The organism is Neobacillus vireti (genome assembly GCF_001026695.1).
Lineage (GTDB): Bacteria > Bacillota > Bacilli > Bacillales > Cytobacillaceae > Neobacillus > Neobacillus vireti.
This window is the reverse complement of sequence record NZ_LDNB01000007.1, coordinates 497,663-520,952: the sequence shown is the minus strand read 5'-3', so window position 1 is coordinate 520,952 and position 23,290 is coordinate 497,663. Positions and strand designations below refer to the sequence as shown.

Sequence of the window (23,290 nt, the reverse complement as noted above, 5' to 3'; positions counted from 1 at the left end):
AACTACAATTAGTTGGATCTCTTTGCAATTAATTCAATTTCTACCTCTGCACCAAGCGGCAGCGCTAAAACAGCGACGCAAGTTCTAGCAGGATACGGATCCACAAAGAATGTTTTATAAACTTCATTCATTGCTGTAAAATTCCCCATATCTGTCAGATACACATTTACTTTTACCACATCATCAGGTGTTAGGTTCCCCGCTTCTAACACCTCGAATAAATTAGTAAAACACTGCTTTGTCTGTGCACCAATATCACCCGTCATCTTTTCAGCTCCGACTGTGTTCATTGCTGTCTGACCCGATAAAAAAATAAATTCCCCTGCGTCAACAGCATGTGAATATGGCCCCGAAGCGACGGCATTCTTTGCAGTATAAACTTTTCTAGTCATGTAGATTCCCCCATTCTATCTCATAAGGTTAATGTACTATTATAAAGAAATAAGAAAAAAAATCAATTCAAAAGTGTTTTATTTTCTCGTTCAAGAAGATCTACTATCTTCAATCCAACTCGGACGGATAACATTTCCTCTGGATCTTCAAAATTCATCCCAGTAATCTCTTTAATCCTGTCTAACCGATAAACAGCCGTCTTATGATGTATAAATAAAACTTGGGATGCTTTCGTAGCATTTTGATTACACTCTAAAAAGGTTTTTAATGTTTCAATCAAATCATTCTTATTTGCTTGTGAGTAATGAAGGAGACTTTGTAGTGAAGCCGGGATAAATGGTTTTAAAAGAGTCGGATCATCAAATTGGCAAAGGAGTCTATATATCCCTAGTTCAGAAAATGCCGTAATTGCTTCTTTTCCTTTCAAAATCTCCCCCAGTTCCAAAGCATCCTGGGATTTTTGATAACTTATTGGAATCTCATCTATACTATGTGCTAGGCTTCCTATCCCTACCTGTATCACGATATCTCCTATTTGATTTTTTAATAGGTCTTGGATGCCTTTTGCTGTTTCTTTAATACTCGGCATCCACTTTAATTCACTTTCATTTTTTTCCTCTATTTTCCATAACACAATAACCAGGCTGCTTTTATTGCCAATAATTCCATTAGGCAAATATCGGTGAATAATTTCATATACTAGTGGCTCATGCTGGTTGGATAATCCCCGTTTATTTTTTAACCTTGATGAAAGTGTTTCATTATTTTTGGTGATCTTGAACAAAACAACTGCAAAGGATCCTTCTAAATTCCAACCCACTAAATTCGCATTTTGGTAAAGCATTGTCTTGGATTGGTATTTCCCCTCAATTATTTCGCTGATTAAATCATTTTTAAATTTCTTATCCACCTCTGCTACCGCGAATTGTTTTACTAATTCCAGTGATAAAGCTGTCGCTGCATTTTCAACAGCGATAAAGTCAAGTTCTTCAAGAGGTTTATTCGTTTCTCCGATTAACAAATATGTTTTAATGTGGTTAATAGTTTCGATTGGAACGACGATTTGATATCCCTTTTGGCCTGCCATCTCAGGATATTTGACTACTTGCCGATAATGCGGGAATTTTATTTCTTCTGTTTGATTGTAATAAGGGATTTTCTCAACAATTTCGAACATTGCCAGGGACTGAAGCGTGGAAGCAATACAATGGAAATTCCGGTCAAATAAGGCCACTGGATTTCCGATTAATAACTCTAATGTTGCAATAATTTCTTCAGGTCCCTCATCTGCTAACGATAAGGCAGTAAAACGGTCATGGATTTCTTTGTAATATTGGAGCTTCTTTACTTGATTATTCATGATTTCGCCCATAACCGGATACATAACGTCAACATAGGGAATTTCTTTTGGGATCTGGATAATCGGCAGCTTGAATTTTTCCCCGGCACTTATGATTGGCTCCGGAATTTCTGTCACAAAGCGATGATTCTTAATAACAAGTGCACTAACCCCTTTCTCCGCCAGCCGAGAAATAAACTGCCGCTGTTCCTCCTTATCAAAAGAACGGATAGGATAAAGACTTGTTAATATTAATTCCCCGCCCTTCAACCAATCAGTAATGTCGGGGGCTTCCATAATCGTGGCACCTTTAATAATATTGTTTAAATAGTTGTGCCCGCTTAGTACTACAGCATCCTTAAGTGACGCAATTTGGAGCAAATCTTTTACTCTGAATTCCATATGCTGCTGCACCCTTTCTACATCAACAAATAGGTGAAAAGGGCTAAGAGGATAACTCTAAGCCCTTTTTTACTCTAATTATTTTTTAAGAATTAATTAACTCTTTTGTAATACGCCCGTTTTCAAAAACAACTTCTCCATTGACAATAGTGGTTTTGACATTTCCTTTAAAGGTCATTCCTACATATGGTGAATGTTGATGACGATAGAATAAATCTTCTTTATTTAGTATAAAACTTTCTTCCAAATTGACAAGAGCGAAGTCAGCATCATAACCAGCAGCGATTGTTCCTTTATTTGCAAGGCCAAATAATTTCGCTGGGTTTGCAGCTGTTAAGGCAGCGATTTTTTCTAATGGAAGATTCCGTTTAAAATGCCCTTCAGTCAACAAAATATTCAAGGTAGATTGAGCACCGGAAATGCCTCCCCAGCCTTCGAAGAAGTTTCCTTCAATTTCTTTCATAGAAGCAGGTGCTGGTGAATGGTCAGACCCAATCACATCAATTTCTCCGTTCGCTACAGCAACCCATAAATCTTCTAGTTCATCTTCATCGCGTAATGGAGGGCAGCATTTTGCCATTCCGCCTTTTTCTTCTAAATCCTTAACGGTTAAGGACAGATAGTGCGGGCAAGTTTCGACCGTAATATCGACACCCCGGCGTTTTGCGTCTTCAATTACTTCAACAACCTTCCGGCTGCTTGCATGAACAATGTGCAATTTACATCCTGTTGCTTCCGCATAAGAGATAATTCTTCTAACTGCCTCTATCTCAGAAATGATTGGTCTTGATTCCACAAAATCACGCGCAGATGTTTTGCCTTCGCTTTGTTTTTTTTGTGCAAGCTGATCACAAATGACTGTGCTTTCAGCATGAACTGCTAAAAGAGAACCAAGTGATGCAATCTCTGTCATCCCTTTAAAAATAGTTTCATCGTCAACATTGTTAAAATCAGCAATTCCGCTAGGAGACATGAACGCTTTAAAACCGATTACTCCATTTTCATGAAGTTCTTTTAAGTTTTCAATGTTTTCCGGAACAAGTCCGCCCCAGAAGCGCGGATTAACAATCGATTTTTGCTCAGAAAGTGTACGTTTTAATTCAAGATTTTCTTTATTAATGGTTGGTGGTGTACTGTTTAACGGCATATCAAAGAATGTTGTTACTCCACCGGCAGCCAAACTTCTGCTGCCGGTTTCTAGTCCTTCCCATTCTGTTCTTCCCGGCTCGTTAAAGTGAACATGTGAATCAATTAAACCTGGGAATACATGAAGACCTTCCGCATTAATTTCTTTTTCAGCCTTTGCCTCAATCGCCTTGTTGACTGACACTTCTGCAATTTTCCCCGCCTGAACTGCAATATCCCCTTTGACAACCGAATCAGCAGTTACAATATTACCGTTTCTAATAATTAAATCGTAATTATTCATGGCAGTTAATCTCCCTTTTATTTAAAAAATGCAAAATGTTTTTTTATTATCCATTGTCATTATTCAGAAAATATGGTAATTTTAGAATCAATATGATTGTCATATAACAACAACTGTTACACTAATACAGTTTACCCGTTATTTTTGTGCAGACATTAGTTTTCCAATCGGATTCCCAACAATACCTTTTTCCAAGTCGAATACAACATTTCCACGAACGATTGTTTTCGTTACCCGGCAGTCAATTTTTCTGCCTTCATAAGCGCTGTGTTTATTTTTATAGTAAAGGTCTTCACGTTTGACCACATATGATTGGTTAGGATCTACCAAAATAATATCCGCATCTTTTGAAACTGCAATTTCGCCTTTATTAGGCAGGTTAAAACGTTTAGCAGGATTGGAAGCAATTAAATCAACAAACTTTTCAACAGCTAAGCCACGTTGTTTTACAGCCAAATCAAACATTAAATCGACATTATTTTGAATACCGCTAATTCCGCCCCATGCTTCCCAAAGATTTCCTTGCTTTAGATCCTCAGTACAAGGCGAATGGTCGGAAGTTAGCCAATCGATATTGCCGCTCAGAAGCTCGTCCCATAATTTTGCTTGATCTACTGCTTTTCTAATAGGCGGCTGACATTTTGCTCTAGGTCCAATCTCATCAACTTGTTCGGCAGTCATCGCAAAATAGTGCGGGCATGATTCAACTGTTACATCGACACCTTCAGCACGTGCTTTCAAGATGGTCTGAATTGCCTCAGAGGTACTAATATGGACAAGATGCAGCTTACAGCCAGTGTCTTTAGCAAAAAGAATCGCACGACTGACAGCCTCCACTTCTGTAACGATCGGGCGTGATTCTGCATATTCTACACCTGAATTTTTGCCTTCTCTCGCAAATTCTTTTGAAAGCCCAGAGGTAACCGATGCGTTTTCGGCATGGATACATAGTATCTGATCCAATTCTGCTAATTTTTGCATACCTTTATACAATGTGTAATCATCCACATTAGTGAAATCTCCTGGAATATCACTTGTGATATCAGATAAGAAGCATTTGAAAGCAAGAACACCTGCATCAGCCAACTCTTGCAGCTTATCTAGATTTTCCGGCACAAGCCCGCCATAGAACGCATAGTCTACATAGTTTTGATTAACAGCTGCTTCAAGTTTAAGATCTAATGCTTCTTTATTGATCGTTGCAGGAAGCGCATTAAGCGGCATTTCTACATAGCTCGTTGTACCGCCAGCTGCCATTGCTTTCGAGCCTGTTTCAAAGCCTTCCCATTCTGTACGTCCAGGTTCACTTATGTGAACATGTGTATCAACCATTCCTGGCATAACATATTGACCGTTCGCGTCAATGATTTCTTTTGCATCTTCAGTAATTGAATCGGCAATGCAGGAAATTTTTTCGTCTTTAACCCCAATATCAGCTTTACGAACACCATCATGGAATACCACGTTTCCGCCTTTAATAATTAAATCGTATTTCATGTTATATCCTCCCAGAAAATGATTGAATTTATATATAAACAATAACTAGTCTTACCAGTCATCGCTTTAAAACACTTGAGAATTCAGGAAATCTCTTTCAGCCGGTCTTCTGAATGGCCTGTTATATTAATTTTAGACATCCCTGTTTTTGCAAATAAAATATAAAGAATAAAAGCTGTGATTGTACCTGTGAAAAATGACATATCATAAAGAGGTTTAAAGACCGGGACGAATTGCCCAATCAAACTAATAACCCCTGCAATTGCAGTCGTAACTAATGCTGGGATATTAAAGCCGTTTCGGTATCTATACATCCCATTTGCACTGTACAAATCCTTCATATTAATTTCCTTTTTCGCAATCACAAAATATTGAGCAAGCATGATTCCCAATACTGGGCTCAGTAACCCACCCATAATCCCTAAGAAAGTAAAGATACTCGTCGGGTTTTCCATCAGCTTCCATGGCATGATGAGGATTCCAATCACAGCAGCAATTAATGCTCCTGTTTTAAAGGTCAGTTTTTTCGGAAAAAGGGTCGCTAATTGGTAGCCTGCAGGGATGATATTTCCTGTAATATTTACAGATAATGTTGTTAAACAAATGGTAATGACGGAGACAGCAATTGCAAATTTACTATCAAATTTATCCACGACATCAAGTACATTCCAAATCGGTGTTCCAAACGCAATTTCAGAACCCACAATAACAGCGATACTGGCAAAAGCAAATAATAAATATGTTAGAATGACTCCAGCAATTTGTCCAATCGTTTGATCCTTTTGGCTCCTTGCCTCTCGTGTAAAGTCTGAAACGCTTACAGCAAGGGAAGCCCATGTTGCCAAGAGGGCACTTACACATCCTATAAAAACAAGAACGCTATTTCCCTCAATCCCTTTAGCAGTATAATGAAGGATTGGAGTGATACCACCGGCTAACCTAACAGCCCAGATTGCCATTCCACCAAATACGATATAGATGATTGGAGAAAGAAAGTTTGTAAATTTTCCAAGGACACCCATTCCTCCATAAACAAACAAAATATTTATACTCCAAAATAGAAGGAAAGAAATTAACCCTGGTAAATGTAATCCAAAAAAGTTCCAACCGCCACCTAGATTTAAGAAAGCTGGCCAAAATTCACCAATCAAGATGGTAACTGCAAGACTTCCTGCATAAGTTTGGAACCCAAACCACATAATAGCAGCTATAACACCTCTAATGATTCCAGGTACCATTGCACCCCTTTGACCAAATGAGGTTCTTAAAAGCATTGAGGTCGGTACACCAAACTTTGCACCCGCATGACCGCCTAACACAAGGATCGCTCCAAGAATCACCGCCGCTATCATGATTGCCCAAAAAACTTGGCCAATAGATAAACCGAGTGCAAAAAAGCCACCGATTGTCAAATAGGATGGAACGTTATGGACAGCCCCCATCCAAAGGGAAAAATAATTTCCAACTTTCCATTTTCTATCTTCCTGCCTCGTTGGCATTAAATCTTTGCTGAAACTTACCTCCTGGTTCGATACAGGATTATTTTGTCCCAATATTTTCCCTCCAAAAAAAAGATATACGTTTACTTTCTTCCTAATCAATCAAATTAAAAGAGGAAAGTATTCCCTAATATAAGGCCACAATCAACAGATATGAATTATACTATTTTTATATTATGTAACACTTTTTAATCTTTTTTTAACTTGAAACACTTTGTATTCTAACCCTCCCCATTTGTTTTGTCATTGTTACTTTTATATAATTCATATCGAAACTTTTAGCCAATATAAACAAGAAAATAACAAAAAGCCGCATTTTTCAAGTGAAAAATGTGGCCTTTTCGTAATTCTAAATAAACTTTTATTATTTTTCAAAGATTGTACCTTTTTTAAATTTCGAATCTTTAAAGGCATACTTAGATAGAAGGAAATAGGAAACTCCTGCAACGACTAGTCCAATAATCCATGCTAGGTCTACTTCGATAAAGGCTGCGGCAGCACCAATAAACATAGCAAGCAGCCCACTTGGATTATATCCAGCAAATGAACCATCTTCCTTATACAATTCTGCAACATTTACTTTTTGCTTTCTTAATACATAATAATCGATTAATAAAATCGCAACAACAGGTCCCAAGAATGCGGAATAGACAAGAATGAACACATTAAGACCTTTTGCTGATGACTCCTGAACAAGCAACCAAGGGAATGCACCTAATGCAAGCAATCCTGTGATGATGACAGACATTTTATATTTTAATTTTGTCAGTAATGTAATAACGTATGCCGGCGGAATAATGTTGGCAACCATATTTGTTGCAATAACCCCAAGGACAATAAACGCAGACACACCTAATGAAATATAAGGATTATCGATTACAACCGGTATTGCTTTTGCAGGATTTGTGATACCAGTTGCTGAAGCAAGCATGGTCCCGATAACAATGACAAAGCCATACGCTACAGTGATTGGCGCAAAATATAATGACCCCCGCTTTGTATCACTTAAACCAGTTTTAAGCTCTCTGGAATAGTCTGCTGCACTGACAAAAATCCCTGCATAGTTTCCTAAAAAGACCATGATCATTCCAAAGAATGGTAAGCCCCATGATCCTTTTGCATGCACCCAATTCTTTGCAATGTCGGCACTATGGGATGTTAAAAGAATCCCGAATACATAAATAAGTGCTAGCATAATCACAACAGAGGCAAGTGTTTCTACCCATTTAACAGCATGGAAACCAAATGTTGATAAGACAATTTGCACTACCTGAAGGATGATAAAACAAATAGCAATATTATCAAATGAACCATTTGTAACAATCTTCATAATTTCATTTAAGGCCGTACCACCAATCCAGCTTTGAATACCGTACCAAACGATGGCTGGTATACCACGTAAAAGTGACGATATTACGGTTCCTTTTATTCCAAAGGACATCCTTAGCTGAACAACATATGGGATCCCTTCTTTGTATCCAAGCCTATCATTCAAGGCAAAAATAGTTGATATGATAGCAATCGCAACGATAGCAGCTGCAATGGTTTGCCAGATGTTAAGTGTTGCCACTCCCGCTACAATAACGCTAGCCCCAAGAGTCATATTTCCTAAGTTAACACCGTCTCCAATCCACATAAACATATAGGATAAAGGATTAACCGTTCTACCCTCTTTGGTTTTCGGTTTTAGTGAGTCATCTAAGCCTGCTGCATGTTGCATATCTATCTCATTTGAAGCAAAAGTTTCAGAATGTGTAGACATATAAACTTTCCCCCTATTCTTTGTGTACGGAATATTCTTGTTTTTGAACCTTGTCCAAGAATTTATCCCTTTCTAGATGTGGTCTTTTTGTTGTTATTATCAAGTTAAACGAAGGCGGAAAGTGTTTCTTTAAACTTTTTTTAAAATCATTTATCTTTATTTTATATCAAGGTCACACTTTTTAATCTTTTTTTAACTTGATTTGATAAATTGATTTTAACCGTTTGCAAAAAGCTTGTCATTGGCAATTGTAAACAATCCTTTTTCAATTTTTTTAGATAAAATGAACAAAAAAATGCCACAGTCGCGAAAACTGTGGCATTTTTGTACCTATTGTTATTTTATTTAACTAACCTTTTCCTCTTTTACCAAACTTTTTTTGACTTGGTCCAGCTTTGACCAATTAATGGTGTTTTCAAGCAGTACTGCTAGGATAATTCCAATTAATAAACCGCTGCTTACAAGTGGTCTGACAACCATTGGGATGGATCCAAACATATCAGCAGGAATATTCATAATGGCAATCCCCAATAATACTGGAGCAGCAATCCGATAAATACTCTTTGAGGTAAAGGTAATTCCTTTTAAATTCGAAATAGCCCCGCTAAATAGCTGTAAATATGCAACAAATAAGACGGCATTTCCTACACTTACTGGTAATGTTGAAAACAGATGACTAAGCGCTGGAACTAAACCAAGCACCATAAACATAACCGCACCAATGATCATTGGCAGAGTTTGAAATATGAGTGTTGATTGTAAAAACCCTAGCGACGACACATAGGGTGCATAAGGAACCATTCCGAACGCTCCTGAAACAACTGAATTCAAACCTGTTAACACAAATGATTTGCGGTACTGATTATTTGTAGTCGTGGCATTAACCATAGGTTCAAACCCTTTAATAGCGGAAATGGTATTGGTTGTATTCACTAGTCCAGTGATGACAGCAAATATAATCAGACTGAGATTAAAGGTTGGTTTCCCCCAAGGAAAAACATTGAAAATCTTCGTAGATGTAACGACTTCAACTGACTGGGCCGGGAAGAAAATCACATAAATAATCCAGCCTGTTACAATACCAATCAGAATTGAAAAATTTCGAATGACTCCAGGTCCCTTTACATTAATCCAAACCACAAGAATTACTAAGAAAATCGACAAGGCCGCTGTCGGCAAGTGAATTTGATCCCCAGTCGCCAACCCCAGCATTCCTTTTGTAAAAATTCCAACCAACTGTGCACCTAACAAAAATAACACTGTACTCATGACAACAGGTGTAAACAAACGTTTTAACACATTCCCTATTCCAAGAGCACCGAGTATCGTAACAAGAACCCCGGAAAGGATGATACCAACTGCTAGACCACCACCCATTTCACTGGCAGTTAACCCTGCTGAAGAAGCGGATGCACTAATGCTTAAAAGCGCTCCCCACCATAATCCAGATTGCCCTTCCATCAGTGGATATCTATGGCCAATTACTGCCTGAAGAACACAAGCCACACCTGTGAAAATAAATGACCTTTGAAGTGCACTCGCGACTTCCATGGAGGATAAATCGAATGCATCCCCAATGGTTAACGGGATGACAACTGTATTTGCAAACATAAAAAACAGCCATTGTAAGCCGGCAAAAAACATTGTAGATGATGACTTTTGATTCATCACTATTTCCCTCCATTTCCCCTTTATCTTTTCCCAACAATTAAGATCTATTTGAGTTTAGTTCTTCCTAATTTTTAACTACAACAAACAAACAAGTTAAAAAATTCCGTACTAGATAAAAAACCCATTAGAATTTAATATACTAGAAAAGGCAAACAAAATCATTAGTCATTATTCATAATTATATGTGGTATTTTTGTCTAATATAGATAATAATAAAAAAGGTAAAGGATAAGCTAGGTGGAGGTACCAAATGAAAATAGTTGAGGATTTATTTATTGTCGATGTCTTTCAAGACGCACAAGTCATTGCCGGTCATGCCGGACTAAAACGAGTGGTCGAATCAATCGAGGTTTCCGAAACACCGGACGTGATAAATTTTTTAGCTGAGAACTCTCTGTTATTGACAACGGGTTTTGCATTTAAAGATGATCCGCTTGCACTAGGGAAGTTCATTTCCCAAATGAGTAAGCATCCCTGTGCCGGCATCGCCATAAAACTAAAAAGATTTATTGATGTAATCCCTAAAGAGGTGGTGGATTTAGCCAATTCATTAGAATTTCCGATTATCGTCATTCCACCCTCTCTTACTTTAGGAACTGTTGCCCATCAATTGTTAAGTTTTATATGGAATAACAAAATCGAGGAACTATTTTATGCTATCCATATTCATAAAAAATTTACCGAAATGATGATTAAAGGCTATAATCTTCAATCTCTAATTGAAAATCTCGGCTTTTTTTTAAAAAACCCCGTCCTATTACTTAGCCCTCTAGGTGATATTGTCTCATTTTCCCAGCATTTCCATAAGGAAAATATGAAAAATGTGAAAGAACATGTGGAATCTCTTTTCAAAGAAAATATTGAGAAATATAGCGAAAAAGGTAGGATTACGATTGAGCATCCAAATTCTACCCATTCGCCGATATCACTTAATATCGTTCAGGTCAAAACGATGCATCCATATCCAAGTCTGCTTATCATCTTTAACGCAGAAAAATTGCCCTATCCGTCATCACAATTAGCGATTGAGCAGGCATCAACCGTTATTTCCTTCACCCTATTAAAGAACGAAGCAATACGGGAAAGCAGCCGATTATTAGAAAACAACTTTTTTGGCTCTCTCGTTGAAGGGAACATCTCCTTAAAGGAAGAAATTATTTATCGCGGCAAACAACATGGGTTAATTGAAAAAGCAAAATACCTTTGTATTGTATTTAAAATTGACGAGGATAAGCAAGATCCATTCCTGCAAAGTGATCTAACGACAAGGAATCGGTCATACGATTTTTTATATGATTTGTTTAATAAATCAATGATAAAAATTAATAAGGATAGTATTCTTTTTATAAAGAACAAGTATTTTGTCAGTATCATCCAAACGACAAATGATAATCTCACCGCTTCAATTAAGAAAAAACTTGAGGAATTCCAAGAGGAAGCTTATAACACATTAAAGGTTTCGCTTTCCTTTGGTGTTGGTAACTTTGTCAATGATGTGACCTATATTCCGATCACCTATTCGGAAGCTGTGGAGGCTTGGAAACAAGGCGAGGAATTATACCAAAAGAAATTTATCAACCTTTACGAAACAAAGCAATTAATCGAACTCATTCATTTAATTCCGAAGGAAAACTTAAAGAACTTTTATGAAAACACATTGCGGTCGCTCGCGTATCCCAAAACAAAGGATGAGGAAGATTTAATTAATACATTAATTGTCTTTTTGGAAAATAATTGTGAAATCACGATTACCTCCAAAAAATTATTTATCCACCGGAATACGGTTAAATATCGAATCGCAAAATGTGAAGATATATTAGGCTATTTAGTTCATGAACCACAAAACTCACTACATTTGAGAATGGCATTACTAATGCGCCCGATTTTCACAAAAACAGGTGGGATTTAACCTTAATAAAAGAAAAGCGGAGCAAAGAATCATTTCAGTTATTGTCCAAAACGGATAAATTGAATTAATCTTTTTAGCAAATAATACTAAGAAACTTTAACTTTTTTTTATTATACTATAATAAATAGATGAATTTACTTTAATGAAAGTGTGTGAAGCATCAAGATGAAAACAACCATTGTTTATAAAAAAGCAGATCGTTATGAAATAAAAGGAGATTTTTATCCTACTTCTCAACAGCATCGCCCAGTCATTGTTTATATCCATGGCGGCGGCCTCTTTTGGGGATCGAGGGAAGATATGAAAACCGAACAAATTGAAATTTATCATCAAGCTGGTTTTAATGTATTCTCCATCGATTATCGGCTTGCTCCTGAGACGAAGCTGCCAGAAATCAAAGCTGATATTGCTGCTGCCCTTTCTTGGGTTGAAAACGAAGGTGTCAAGGAATTTGAATATGACCCAGAAAGAATAGCTGTAATTGGAGGCTCAGCAGGCGGCTATCTTGCCTTACTATCGGGAACTTTCAAGAAAAAGCCCCAGGCAATTGTTTCTTTTTATGGCTATGGTGATATCACCGGCGATTGGGCAATGAAACCTAGCCCTCACTATCAAAACATGACCACTGTTCCCAAGGAACTTGCAAAAATGCTCGTTTCAAACGAAATTATTACCGTCGGTCCGATTCAAAAACGTTATGCCATCTATATGTACGCCAGACAAAATGGCGTATGGATTGAAGAAATAAGCGACACCCGTAATAAGGAAGAGCTTTCCCAATTTTGTCCGATAAACTTTGCAAGTACTGATTTTCCTCCTACACTTCTTTTGCACGGAACAATGGATGAAGATGTCCCTTATGAACAATCGGTGCAAATGTCCGAGGCGTTAGCCAAAGCTGGAGTAGAATGCAGCTTAATTACGATTCCAAATGGCAAGCATGTGTTCGACGAGGATTGGCAAAACCCGATTGTTCAAAAAGCGTTTGATGATGTAATTACCTTTTTAAAAGAGCATTTAAGTTAATAATTAATTTAGGCTGATTCAAAGTGAAATGCTTACTTTGAATCAGCCTTTTTTGATTTTTAAAAAATCTCAAAACATATTTTCTTTTACCCTTACGTTTGTCCATTCCTTTCCAAGGTGACAAGCATAAAATGTAATTATTTGACTAGGAGGTGATAACTATGTCTGAATTTCACCATGAACACAGAGAACACAATGGCTTTGCTTTAATTGTGGTGTTGTTTATTTTATTAGTCATTATTGGTACTGCTTATGTGTACTGATGAATGATTAACTCTAAATATTCACCATAGTTTTGGGACACAAAAGAGCGGCTTCCTTTATTGGATAACCGCTCTTTTTGTTTTGATTAGAGAAAACTATGCTTTTTACATGATGATATCAATCAGTACAATTTCATTATTCGCATTCACTGCTTCTGTTAACGCCGCCTCAAGCCCTAAGATATTCGTTACTTTCTTCCCGCTAACTCCGTAACCCTCAGCCAATTGAATGAAATCTGGATTAGAAAACGTAACACCAAAGCTATCAGCAAACTTTTTCTCCATTGTATGCACTTCTAGCTTCAACATTGAATTATTCAAAAGAACGATGACAAAGGACACCCCGAGCCGCCTCGCCGTCTCTAGTTCAGAAAAGTTCATTAAGGCTCCGCCATCCCCGATAATGCAAATAATTGTTTTTTCAGGGGCTGCTAATTTGGCGCCAATTGCACCTGGTATGGCGATACCCATCGAAGCAAATCCATTGGAGATAATTAACTGGTTCGCTTCCGCAGGTTTGTAGGTCCTTGCAATTGAGACTTTATGTGAACCAACATCTGAAATAACAATCGTTTCTTCAGTCTGAACCCTTTCAACTGCATGCAAGATTTGTTCAATGGTTAACGAAGCATTGCCGCCAGCTTTTTCAATGATCGAATATGATTCTTCTATCCGGGTCTTCAAGTCACCTGATGGAAGCCAACGCTTAGAGTTGATCTCATATGATAGAAATAGTGGCAGCTGTACTTTCAGATTCCCTATTAATTCTGCCTTTACGGGATAGCATTCATCCACTTCGGCTGCTGAAGCGGATATATGGATAACTGGGACCTTCTTCTTGTTCCATTCCGATGGAAGCTTTTCAATCACGTCAAAGCCAATCACCACTAGTAAATCAGCTTCCTCAAAACCGCGAAGGACATAATCCTTTTCAGCAAACCCAAAGGTATGAAAATTTTGCGGATGTGCCTTTTGTAAAATTCCTTTTGCCATAAAGCTTTGTGCCACTGGTGAGCCAAGCTGTTCAATAAACATTAGGACTTCTTTCACGGCGTCTTGGCGGATGATTTCATTCCCAACAATGATAAAGGGGCGATTACTTGCGTTAAGCAATTGGACCGCCTGCTTAAGGGATTCGGCCGCTGGCACACTTTTTGGCAGGCTTGTAACGGCTAATGGCTTCATCGTCACATTCTCCATTGCAATATTTTCCGGCAGCTCAATCACGACCGCCCCAGGTTTTTCTTCACATGCAGCCCGAAAGGATTTTCTGATGATTTCAGGAATTGTTTCTGCAGCTTTTATTTGTACTGCCCATTTTGTAACAGGTCCGAAAACATTTTGGATATCAATATACTGATGGGTGTGTTTATGCTGCTTTTCAAGACCTGTTTGCCCGGTTATAGCGATAAGCGGGGAATGGTCCAAATTTGCACTCGTGACGCCCGTTAATAGGTTTGTGGCCCCTGGTCCAAGCGTTGCAAGGCAGACACCCGGTTTCCCCGAGATTCGCCCATAAACATCGGCCATGAATGCAGCCCCTTGCTCATGGCGAACGGGAATGTATTTAATTTTTTCAGATCTGGACAAAGAATCAGCTAAATCTATGACTTCCTTTCCTATTATCCCAAAAACAAATTCGACACCTTCGTTTTCCAAACAACTTACTACAGCATCTGATGCTTTCATGACTGCCTCCAAAGAATAGATTTCCTAATTCTATTCTTTGTTTAATTTTTATTATCATGAAAAATTTCGCTGCTTCACAGTTTGGAGGAATCCCCGTTCGATAAATTATTTTCTAAATTCTATTAATTGGTCATTAAGCACCTTTGTTTGAGTGTAAACTTGTTGATAAATCGAAAAGAGTTTTTTATAAGTCTCTACATTTTCTTGTATAGGGTAATAGGTTTTAGACGGTTGAATAAATTCTTGCGCACATTCTTTTAAGGAAGGAAACCAGCCGCACCCATAGGCCGCTATCATCGCTGCACCCATTCCTGGCCCCTGTTCACTTGTTAATTTCTCGATTTTTGCATTAAAAATATCAGCCTGCATTTGCAGCCATATTTCATTTTTGGCACCGCCGCCAATAGAGACGATAGAATCGATAGTTTTACCATTTTTTCTAAATATTTCAATCGATTCGTTTAATGAGAACGTAATTCCTTCAAGAATAGAACGGGCAAAATGTTTCCTCTCATGGGATGCATCTATTCCAATAAAGCTGCCGCGGATGTTCGAATTTGCATGGGGTGTTCTTTCACCGACAATGTATGGAGTGAATAGCAAGCCATTAGCTCCTGCTGGTATAGTATCAACCCCTTCCAAAAACTGATCAAATGATTCCTGCTTTCCAAATGTATCCTTAAACCAGCTTAGGCTATACCCGGCAGCAAGTGTAACACCCATTGTATAGTAAGCATTTTCTTCACCATGATTAAAATAGTGAACTTTTCCCTCAAAATCAAGGTCATTTTGTTCTTCATATGAAAGGACAACCCCAGAAGTACCAACGCTGCATAATGTGTTACCTTCCGTTAAAATACCAGAACCAATCGCGCCGCATGCATTATCTGCACCACCAGCAAAAACCTTTGTTGTGTCAGACAATCCCGTAGATTTGGTAAATTCAGCAGAAATTGTCCCAACACAGGCACGGGATTCCACTAATGGGGGACAGAAGTTTGGTGAAATATCGAATAGATTTACGATTTCAGTGCTCCATTTACGTTCACTTATGTTTAATAGTAATGTTCCGGCAGCATCTGAAAATTCGCTATGGATATTGCCAGTCATCCGAAAACGTAAATAATCCTTTGGAAGCATAAATACGCTCGCTAGTTTATACGTTTCAGGCTCATTTTCTTTTACCCAAAGAATCTTTGGCAGGGTAAAGCCTTCTAATGCAGGATTCTTAGTAATCTCTAACAAACGTTTTTTGCCGACGACATGATAAATTTGCTGGCATTGTTCCGTTGTTCTTGTGTCATTCCATAAAATCGCATTTCGTAAAACTTTATAATCTTTGTCTAATAAAACTAGACCATGCATCTGTCCTGAAAAACTAACTCCCTCGATATCGTTAACATTACCGTGAAATTGCTTTACAAGTTCCGTTAATCCTTCGGATGTCTTTTCAACCCACTCTTCTGGATTTTGTTCACTATAACCGGATTTTTCTAGTATTAAAGGATACGATTTTGATACTTCGTAGCAGACATCACCATTTTGATTGACGAGTAAGATTTTCACAGCACTCGTGCCAAGGTCAATTCCGATTACGTATTTCATCCTTATCATTCCTTTCTTTATGAAAATGTGCTGGAATAAAAGAAACTTCCAGCACATTTTTTACGATTCTATTTTTCATCAATTTGTAGAAATTCTTTATTAAACCGTTACGTTAGAGAGTGTTTCAAGTAAATATTGATTAACCAATGCTTTTAAGCGCTCTGTTCTGCCTGATTGATTTTTAATTTCTTTTAATTGCAATGCGTAGGCTTCTAATTGATGGAAGTTTGTCCTTCCTTCAACGATATCTAGCCCAATTCCTTTTGTATAGCTGCTGTAGCGATCTTCAATAAAGCCGTCTAGGACTTTATCTTCAATCAGCTTATTGGCAACTTTTAGGCCGATAGCAAAGCTATCCATTCCGGCAATATGTGCATGAAAAAGATCCTCCGGTTCAAACGAGCCCCTTCTTACTTTCGCATCAAAGTTTAGACCGCCTTTACCTAAACCGCCATTTTTCAAAATTTCATACATTGCGAGCGTAGTAGAATACAAGTCTGTTGGGAATTCATCGGTATCCCAGCCAAGAAGCGGATCACCTTGGTTCGCATCGACTGATCCCAGCATTCCATTAATACGAGCTGTTCTTAGCTCATGCTCAAATGTATGACCTGCAAGAGTGGCATGGTTTGCTTCAATATTAAATTTAAAGTAATTTGTTAGATCGTATTTTTGTAAGAATGCTAACCCTGTTGCCACATCAAAATCGTATTGATGTTTTGTTGGCTCTTTTGGTTTTGGCTCGATTAAGAACGGTACATTCAAACTAATTTCTTTCGCGTAGTCTATCGCCATTTGGAAGAAGCGTGCCAAATTGTCTTGTTCTAGCGCCATATCCGTATTTAGAAGGGTTTCATAGCCTTCACGTCCACCCCAGAACACATAGTTTTCGGCACCAAGTTCTTTTGCTACTTCCAATCCTTTTTTTACTTTAGCGGCAGAATAAGCAAATACATCCGCATTGCATGACGTTGCTGCCCCGTGAACATATCTTGGATTGGTAAACATATTCGCCGTATTCCAAAGCAGCTTTGTTTTGCTTGTATTCATGTATTCTTTAATCATCGCAACAATTACATCTTGGTTTTCATTGCTTTCTTTTAATGTACGTCCTTCTGGAGCAATATCGACATCGTGAAAACAGAAAAATGGAACATCTAATTTTTCAAAAAGTTCGAAGGCAGCTTCCACACGCGCTTTAGCTAAATCCATTCCTGTTAAATGATCCCAAGGACGGATAGCAGTCCCAGCACCAAATGGATCCGTTCCATCTGCTGTAAAGGTATGCCAGTATGCTACAGAAAAACGAAGCAACTCTTCCATTGTTTTTCCGTTAATCTTTTCCTGTGGATTATAGTACTTAAACGATAATGGATTTTTTGATCTCGTACCTTCAAATTGGATTTTTTTCACACTTTCGAAATAATTCATGGGGGTATCCTCCTATTGGTTTTATGCAATTTAAACTTTCAACAAATTCACCTGCTAGTGGTACCAAAATTTCTTCTTGCTAAGACAGTTAGGCTTACGATTAGACATAATTTAACCCTTCCGGAAATGGAAGTGGGATAGGAAAAATATCTTCGAGCAAACGGTCAAGATTTGAATCACCTTGAAGAATTAATTTTTCTAAATCAGCATTGCTTAAGATTATTGACTTTTGCTTGTATAAAAGTTTTTTGTAATCTTTATCAATATTTATTATTTCGATTTTTCCACTGAAGAACGGTTCTAATTGTTTTAACAATAAATCCAGGTTAGTAATTTTAATCGTCCCCGGGAAAGGTCCGACTGTTTTCTCTTTAAAATTTAAAATATTATTAAGCTCTCTTTCGTGCAATGGAAGGGAATATTGCAGAAAACTTATTCCGTGCTGGAAAGATTCTGCTAAAACAGATTGAATAGCATGCGGCTCTCCTCCCCATTCAATAACTCGTGATGGCAATTCTTCTGAACCTGAAGAAGAATTTGGAACTCCCAAAACGACAAATCCTTTTATTTGATTTTCCGATTCAGCGACCAAAATCTTGTGTTCCATTTTAAGAATACTTGCAAATCCTTTTGCCTGATAAAGGATGGAAAAGTCATATATACTTTGTTCAAAATAAACAGCGCGTGAATGGCGTAATTTTCTTAAATTAAACCAATCGTACGGGAGAATTTCCCGAACTGAGTATCCTTCTTTTACTAGTAAATCCCCTTTATTAATTTCGTATTTATTGACCTCCCCATAGAAAGAACAGCCTGCTTTTATATACATCGGCAGTATGCCTGATACAAATATAAGGGAAGCGTCAGCCCTTTGGGCATGAGCAAACACCTTCTCTAAAAGCATGCTTGCATAGCCTTTCTTTCGATGTTTTGGATGGGTACAAACAGCGCCAATTGAATAGGCTTGAGCCTCTGCATCTCCTAGATGGATGACAGAAGGCACCAAACCAATAAAGGAAACCAATTCATTATTTATGAATGCTCCATATGATTGATTTAGTTCAGGTGAAAACACTTGCGGGAAGGCTCTCCCCATCGAGCTATGCTCCTCATCCCGAAACATTTTATCCGCTAATATTATTGCTTGTTTGTACTCAGTTTCCGATTTAAGTAATCTTAATTCTACCATCTTGTTCTCCATCCAATCCCTTAATTAAGCTAAATACTATTCCTCTTCTTTTGTCACTATCATTTATTTTCCCAAAAATATATCAATAATCACAGCTTCAGTATACTTTGAACAGTCAATCATATAGGTTGACTCAGCCATTGGGGTAATTTTTGCGGCAGTTCCGTTGATAGTTGCCTCCAGGTTTGGCAGCAACGTATAGAAAAGAAATTCTCCACCTTCTTTAAGCTGAACCGTCATCCGATTATTAATAAAATCAGTTTGACTAATTGTTTTTGGTACAATATATTTATTTACAAGTCCAATTGCAGTTACATCATCTTGAACAGGGATGATGGAATACAGGGCAACCCCGCCCTTTTGCAGTTTGAATTCAAAAGTTTCATTGGCACTCATCATGATTACTTCTTTCTTAAAAAAATCATAGACGAGGAATTTGTCTCCATCCAGTAATGAAATGTCTGACGGACTAATCTTTCCAGCAACTTCTTTTCCTTCCAGGTGAATATTAAAAGCAGCAATGATACCAGCATTCCCAGAAGTATTCCAAACCTTTAATGGAACTAAGTCATGATTTGGATTGACAAATAAACAGTCTTCTGTTGGAAGTCCTGGCTGATCGGCACGCAGAATCTTACCGTCGCCCCAAATTAGAGGCCAGATTTTCTCGGTATCGGTTTCGCCAACGCGATCGCTAAAATAAACAGGACCGCCACTGACTGCTCGTAATACTGCGTTTTGAACATCCTCTTCATGGTCCGTCCAGAACATATCCCAGTCACCCCAGTATAAGTTTCCATGATAATAGGAATTATAAGCATTCTGAAGGGCATGCTCCTTAAAGCTGATTTCTTCCCCAGGGACAAAATCATCACTGTTTCGGGATACGGACGATGCTGGCCGGTTAAAGATATTTTCAGCGGCCATTCCCATGCAATTGATGATGGCTTGGTCAAAATGAATGCCAACAGACGCCTCTAATGAAGCGTGAGCACCCCTTGCAGCTTCACCGATTGATTTCTGGTACATCATAAAATTATTGACGGCACTCTGGCTGTCCACCTTAACAAAATCGATGCCTTGCTTCTTTAAGTCAGAATGCCATGCATCCCAAAAATTAAACCCTTTGTTTGCATCAGGATGAGGGAAAAACTTGTGACTGTTCGTTTCATATAAACTGTCACTCATCTTTTTAGCCAATTCTGGGTGTACCCCTCCCCAATAACCAGCAATCGTATGCCAAACACCTACCGACGACACACCATATTGCTTTTTTAATTTTGTTGAGATTGAAGAAAGCCCCTTAGGAAACTTGATCCGGTCGGCTTCGAAGGAACGTAGCCGGTTATCCTCTACACTCAGCCAGCCGTCATCAATCATGACCCATTTAACTGGAAGTTCCTTCTCCCTCAGTTCGTCCATCTTTTCGATAATGCCATTTTCACTTACTTCATGGTAAAAAGCATCCCAACTGCACCAGCCTAAAGAGTCAAGCATTTCTGGATAACGTTTTTTCTCTCTTAACAAGGTTGGGTAGTTAAGCTTCTTTAATACATTTGCAATCGTCTGTTTGGATAAATCGAAAGGGTTCTCCCCAATTCCAATCGCAAATGCCAGTGTATGGCATTCATCATACCCACCAGCATAGGATGATAGCTTAATATCAATTCCCTGTTCGCTGCCGGCAAGCTCTGTCCGGTAGACTTTATCGACAACAGGCAAAAGATAATAATAGAATTCTTCATCCGTTTTCCATAAGAAAGATTGTGTTCGTTCTGGCAAGGTTTCTAGTTCAGTAGAAAAATGAGGACGGGTCCACCAATCTTTATGCTGGTAATTCGCCATTAAACCTTTTACCGGTCCGAGTCCTGCCACATGAATTATAATTCCGCCTTCAGGGGCAAGATATTTATGTCGGTTTTGTATTCGCTCATTTGTGATTTTTACATCGATATAAGCAAAAACAATGTCCTGATAAATCTTAAATTTTAAGGCAAGAGAAATTTCTTCCGCCTGGTCGCTAAAGACATGAATTATTTCATGATAACTCTCCTCGCCATTTCCAGAAGGAATGGTGGATTCTGAAGTGTTCCGAAATACTAATCCATGTCTTGAATGGTCATCAAGAGTAACGGACGGGTTTAAACCTTGTAGAACTGTTTGACCTTTCACAAGAAGATTTAGTTCATTTTTTATCGTGTTTTGATTCATGATTTGCGCCTCCTCCACTAGTTCAATATTTGAGAAAATATTCACACTTTGAAAGCAATGATCTTTCTTTATATATCCAACATTCCTTAGCTGGAAAAGACTCCTGCTGTAACGATTCGATGGTATGAATTTCTTCCCAACGCACCTTTAGGCATAACCCATGGTGCATCATGATAAAGCCGTTCTTCTTCTAATTCTTCAATGCGGTCGATCGTGCCATCAAGCCATTGCTGAAGACGATATTCCGCCGAGTCTAACCTCGACAATACACCACCATAACGGATATCAATTACTTCCCAGCCGAACGGCTTCAACGTTGAAAACCATAATGAACGGTGCAGCTTGCGAAGGTCATCAACCATACCTCGTAATGAAGGCAGTAAATCTTTTAAGTGTGTTAATTCCTTTTTGTCATTCCGGTCAAAAGCATCTTTTATTTTAATTCCGATGTCTGCTTTTACTGACAGTACATACGAAAGCTGGGTATAGAAGCTAAAAATCTCTGACCAATTTTTGTTCCGCTTTGTTGCCTTTTCTAACCGTGAAGCTAAGTCAGCGTAATGTTCACTTAATGGAAGAGAACGAATATTCCCATCATATAAACCAAGTAACACATCCTGCCATAACAAAAACTTAGATGGATGCGATTCATGCGGGTTATCTTTTGAAACACCAGGGGTTTCGTCCAATTCATTTAACGCGAGAAAGTCATCTAAATTTCCACCTGTACAAAATGCAAACCGTTTGGCTAGTCGTTCATGACTAACATCGCTTCCGTAACCGTGTTCAGCAAACAACTGCAGACCCGCCAGTCCAGCAAATGGATGTGTTTCGGCACCGTTATCCCCCCACATAGTCGCGAAAACCTCTGTAATCCCTTCTTTTTTACATGCTTCTAGTGCAGCTTTCGTGGTTGCAAATGTCTTACCATAGTTAGGGGCAATTCCATTCCACGTCCAAACTCCGCCGGCAAAAATCGGTTCCGAACCAAACCTTTTATGTTTTTGTAAAAACGTCCGATAAAATTCTTCATCCGTATGGTAATAATCCCAGTAAACAAGCTGAGCATCTTTCGGCATCGATTCAATCACATCATCTGGAATCTGTGCATTGAGGTCGTAATAATCTCCTGTTCTCGAACCAAGCCGAAAATACATATCGCTCCAAATCATCGGTTTCAAGGATAGCTTTTCAGCAAGATCGACAACCTTATGCAAATGCTCGTTCATAATTTCAAAGCGTTTTTGATAACCATGCTGTTCCAAATATTTCCCCAAGCCGAGCTGATGTGCTTCATCCATACCGATATGAATGCGTTTACTGCGAAAAGGAAGGGAGGCCGCTTTCATCAATTCCTCAATAAAATCATAGGTTTTGTCACTGCCAACCAACAAAATATCAGAAGTATCTTTAATCTCGGCAGCATAATTCCACTTCAACGCCTCGGTTAAATGGGCCAGCGTTTGGATACAAGGAATCATTTCAATTCCTAAGGAATTAGCATAGTCATCACAGGCGTGTAATTCCTGTTCACTATACCTTCCACGCATATATCCGAAATAAGGATATTTTTCAACTGTAAAGGTATCCTCTGTATACACCATGACGATATTTAAACCCATTAAAGCCATTTTCTTTAGGAGGTTTTGAATTCCATCCACAGTCATAACAGCATTCCGAGATACATCGACCATGACACCATTTGTTTTAAAGTGAGGCACTTCACTTAAATTAAACTCATTATTTTCTTCAAACTCTTGGAGCCATAAACCTAAAGCCCGGAAAAAGTGGATTTTTTCTTGAAAGTAAATTTCTCCACGATTTTGCTGACAGCTTACCTTTAACGGCCCATTCATTTGCTTTATATCGATTGGAAAGCCATCTTCACCACGTTCGATGTTAAGCTCATGACATATGATAGTTAACCCCTGTTCTAAACCTTCAATATCACCTGAAAAATGTATTTTCATCGTAG

At 38.3% G+C, this 23,290-nt stretch carries 16 protein-coding genes; 3 read left to right on the top strand and 13 right to left on the bottom strand.

Annotated features, from left to right (window positions below; genetic code table 11):
- Positions 1-8: 8 nt before the first annotated feature.
- The 7 genes from AA980_RS09575 to AA980_RS09545 form a co-directional block, all read right to left on the bottom strand.
- Positions 9-392 (bottom strand): RidA family protein, encoded by a 384-nt coding sequence (locus AA980_RS09575; RefSeq protein ID WP_024029528.1) that lies wholly within the window; start codon positions 390-392, stop codon positions 9-11.
- A gap of 62 nt (positions 393-454) precedes the next feature.
- On the bottom strand, positions 455-2,134 hold the full coding sequence (locus AA980_RS09570; RefSeq protein ID WP_024029529.1) for a PucR family transcriptional regulator: 1,680 nt from the start codon (positions 2,132-2,134) through the stop codon (positions 455-457).
- A gap of 85 nt (positions 2,135-2,219) precedes the next feature.
- Positions 2,220-3,563, bottom strand: a complete 1,344-nt coding sequence (locus AA980_RS09565; protein WP_024029530.1) for an allantoinase — start codon at positions 3,561-3,563, stop codon at positions 2,220-2,222.
- Between the two features lie 138 nt (positions 3,564-3,701).
- Positions 3,702-5,060, bottom strand: coding sequence for an allantoinase AllB (allB, locus tag AA980_RS09560; RefSeq protein ID WP_024029531.1), 1,359 nt, complete (start codon positions 5,058-5,060; stop codon positions 3,702-3,704).
- A gap of 83 nt (positions 5,061-5,143) precedes the next feature.
- Positions 5,144-6,613, bottom strand: coding sequence for an allantoin permease (gene allW / locus AA980_RS09555; protein WP_024029532.1), 1,470 nt, complete (start codon positions 6,611-6,613; stop codon positions 5,144-5,146).
- A gap of 310 nt (positions 6,614-6,923) precedes the next feature.
- On the bottom strand, positions 6,924-8,321 hold the full coding sequence (locus AA980_RS09550) for an NCS1 family transporter (protein ID WP_024029533.1): 1,398 nt from the start codon (positions 8,319-8,321) through the stop codon (positions 6,924-6,926).
- Between the two features lie 345 nt (positions 8,322-8,666).
- Entirely contained in the window at positions 8,667-9,989 is a 1,323-nt protein-coding gene (locus tag AA980_RS09545) for a uracil/xanthine transporter (protein ID WP_024029534.1), read from the bottom strand.
- A 253-nt stretch (positions 9,990-10,242) separates the two neighbouring features.
- Between AA980_RS09545 and AA980_RS09540 the strand changes: the two genes are divergently transcribed.
- The 3 genes from AA980_RS09540 to AA980_RS26265 all read left to right on the top strand — a co-directional run bounded on the left by AA980_RS09540 (position 10,243) and on the right by AA980_RS26265 (position 13,190).
- Positions 10,243-11,901: a PucR family transcriptional regulator gene (locus AA980_RS09540; protein ID WP_024029535.1), complete on the top strand. Its 1,659-nt coding sequence runs from the start codon at positions 10,243-10,245 to the stop codon at positions 11,899-11,901.
- A 165-nt stretch (positions 11,902-12,066) separates the two neighbouring features.
- A complete protein-coding gene (locus tag AA980_RS09535) occupies positions 12,067-12,927 on the top strand; it encodes an alpha/beta hydrolase (protein WP_024029536.1) in 861 nt (286 codons plus the stop codon).
- Between the two features lie 161 nt (positions 12,928-13,088).
- Positions 13,089-13,190 (top strand): YjcZ family sporulation protein, encoded by a 102-nt coding sequence (locus tag AA980_RS26265; protein WP_024029537.1) that lies wholly within the window; start codon positions 13,089-13,091, stop codon positions 13,188-13,190.
- Positions 13,191-13,295: 105 nt separating this feature from the next.
- Here AA980_RS26265 and AA980_RS09530 read toward each other — a convergent pair whose 3' ends face one another.
- The 6 genes from AA980_RS09530 to AA980_RS09505 form a co-directional block, all read right to left on the bottom strand.
- Positions 13,296-14,879, bottom strand: a complete 1,584-nt coding sequence (locus AA980_RS09530; protein WP_024029538.1) for an acetolactate synthase large subunit — start codon at positions 14,877-14,879, stop codon at positions 13,296-13,298.
- Between the two features lie 105 nt (positions 14,880-14,984).
- Positions 14,985-16,484: a xylulokinase gene (gene xylB, locus AA980_RS09525; protein WP_024029539.1), complete on the bottom strand. Its 1,500-nt coding sequence runs from the start codon at positions 16,482-16,484 to the stop codon at positions 14,985-14,987.
- 99 nt (positions 16,485-16,583) lie between these two features.
- Entirely contained in the window at positions 16,584-17,915 is a 1,332-nt protein-coding gene (gene xylA, locus AA980_RS09520; protein WP_024029540.1) for a xylose isomerase, read from the bottom strand.
- A gap of 100 nt (positions 17,916-18,015) precedes the next feature.
- Positions 18,016-19,104: a GNAT family N-acetyltransferase gene (locus AA980_RS09515; RefSeq protein ID WP_024029541.1), complete on the bottom strand. Its 1,089-nt coding sequence runs from the start codon at positions 19,102-19,104 to the stop codon at positions 18,016-18,018.
- Positions 19,105-19,167: 63 nt separating this feature from the next.
- Positions 19,168-21,315: a Sip1-related alpha-galactosidase gene (locus AA980_RS09510; RefSeq protein WP_024029542.1), complete on the bottom strand. Its 2,148-nt coding sequence runs from the start codon at positions 21,313-21,315 to the stop codon at positions 19,168-19,170.
- Between the two features lie 86 nt (positions 21,316-21,401).
- Positions 21,402-23,285 carry a beta-N-acetylhexosaminidase gene (locus AA980_RS09505; protein ID WP_024029543.1) on the bottom strand — a complete coding sequence of 628 codons (1,884 nt, stop codon included), beginning with the start codon at positions 23,283-23,285 and terminating at the stop codon, positions 21,402-21,404.
- Positions 23,286-23,290 lie beyond the last annotated feature (5 nt).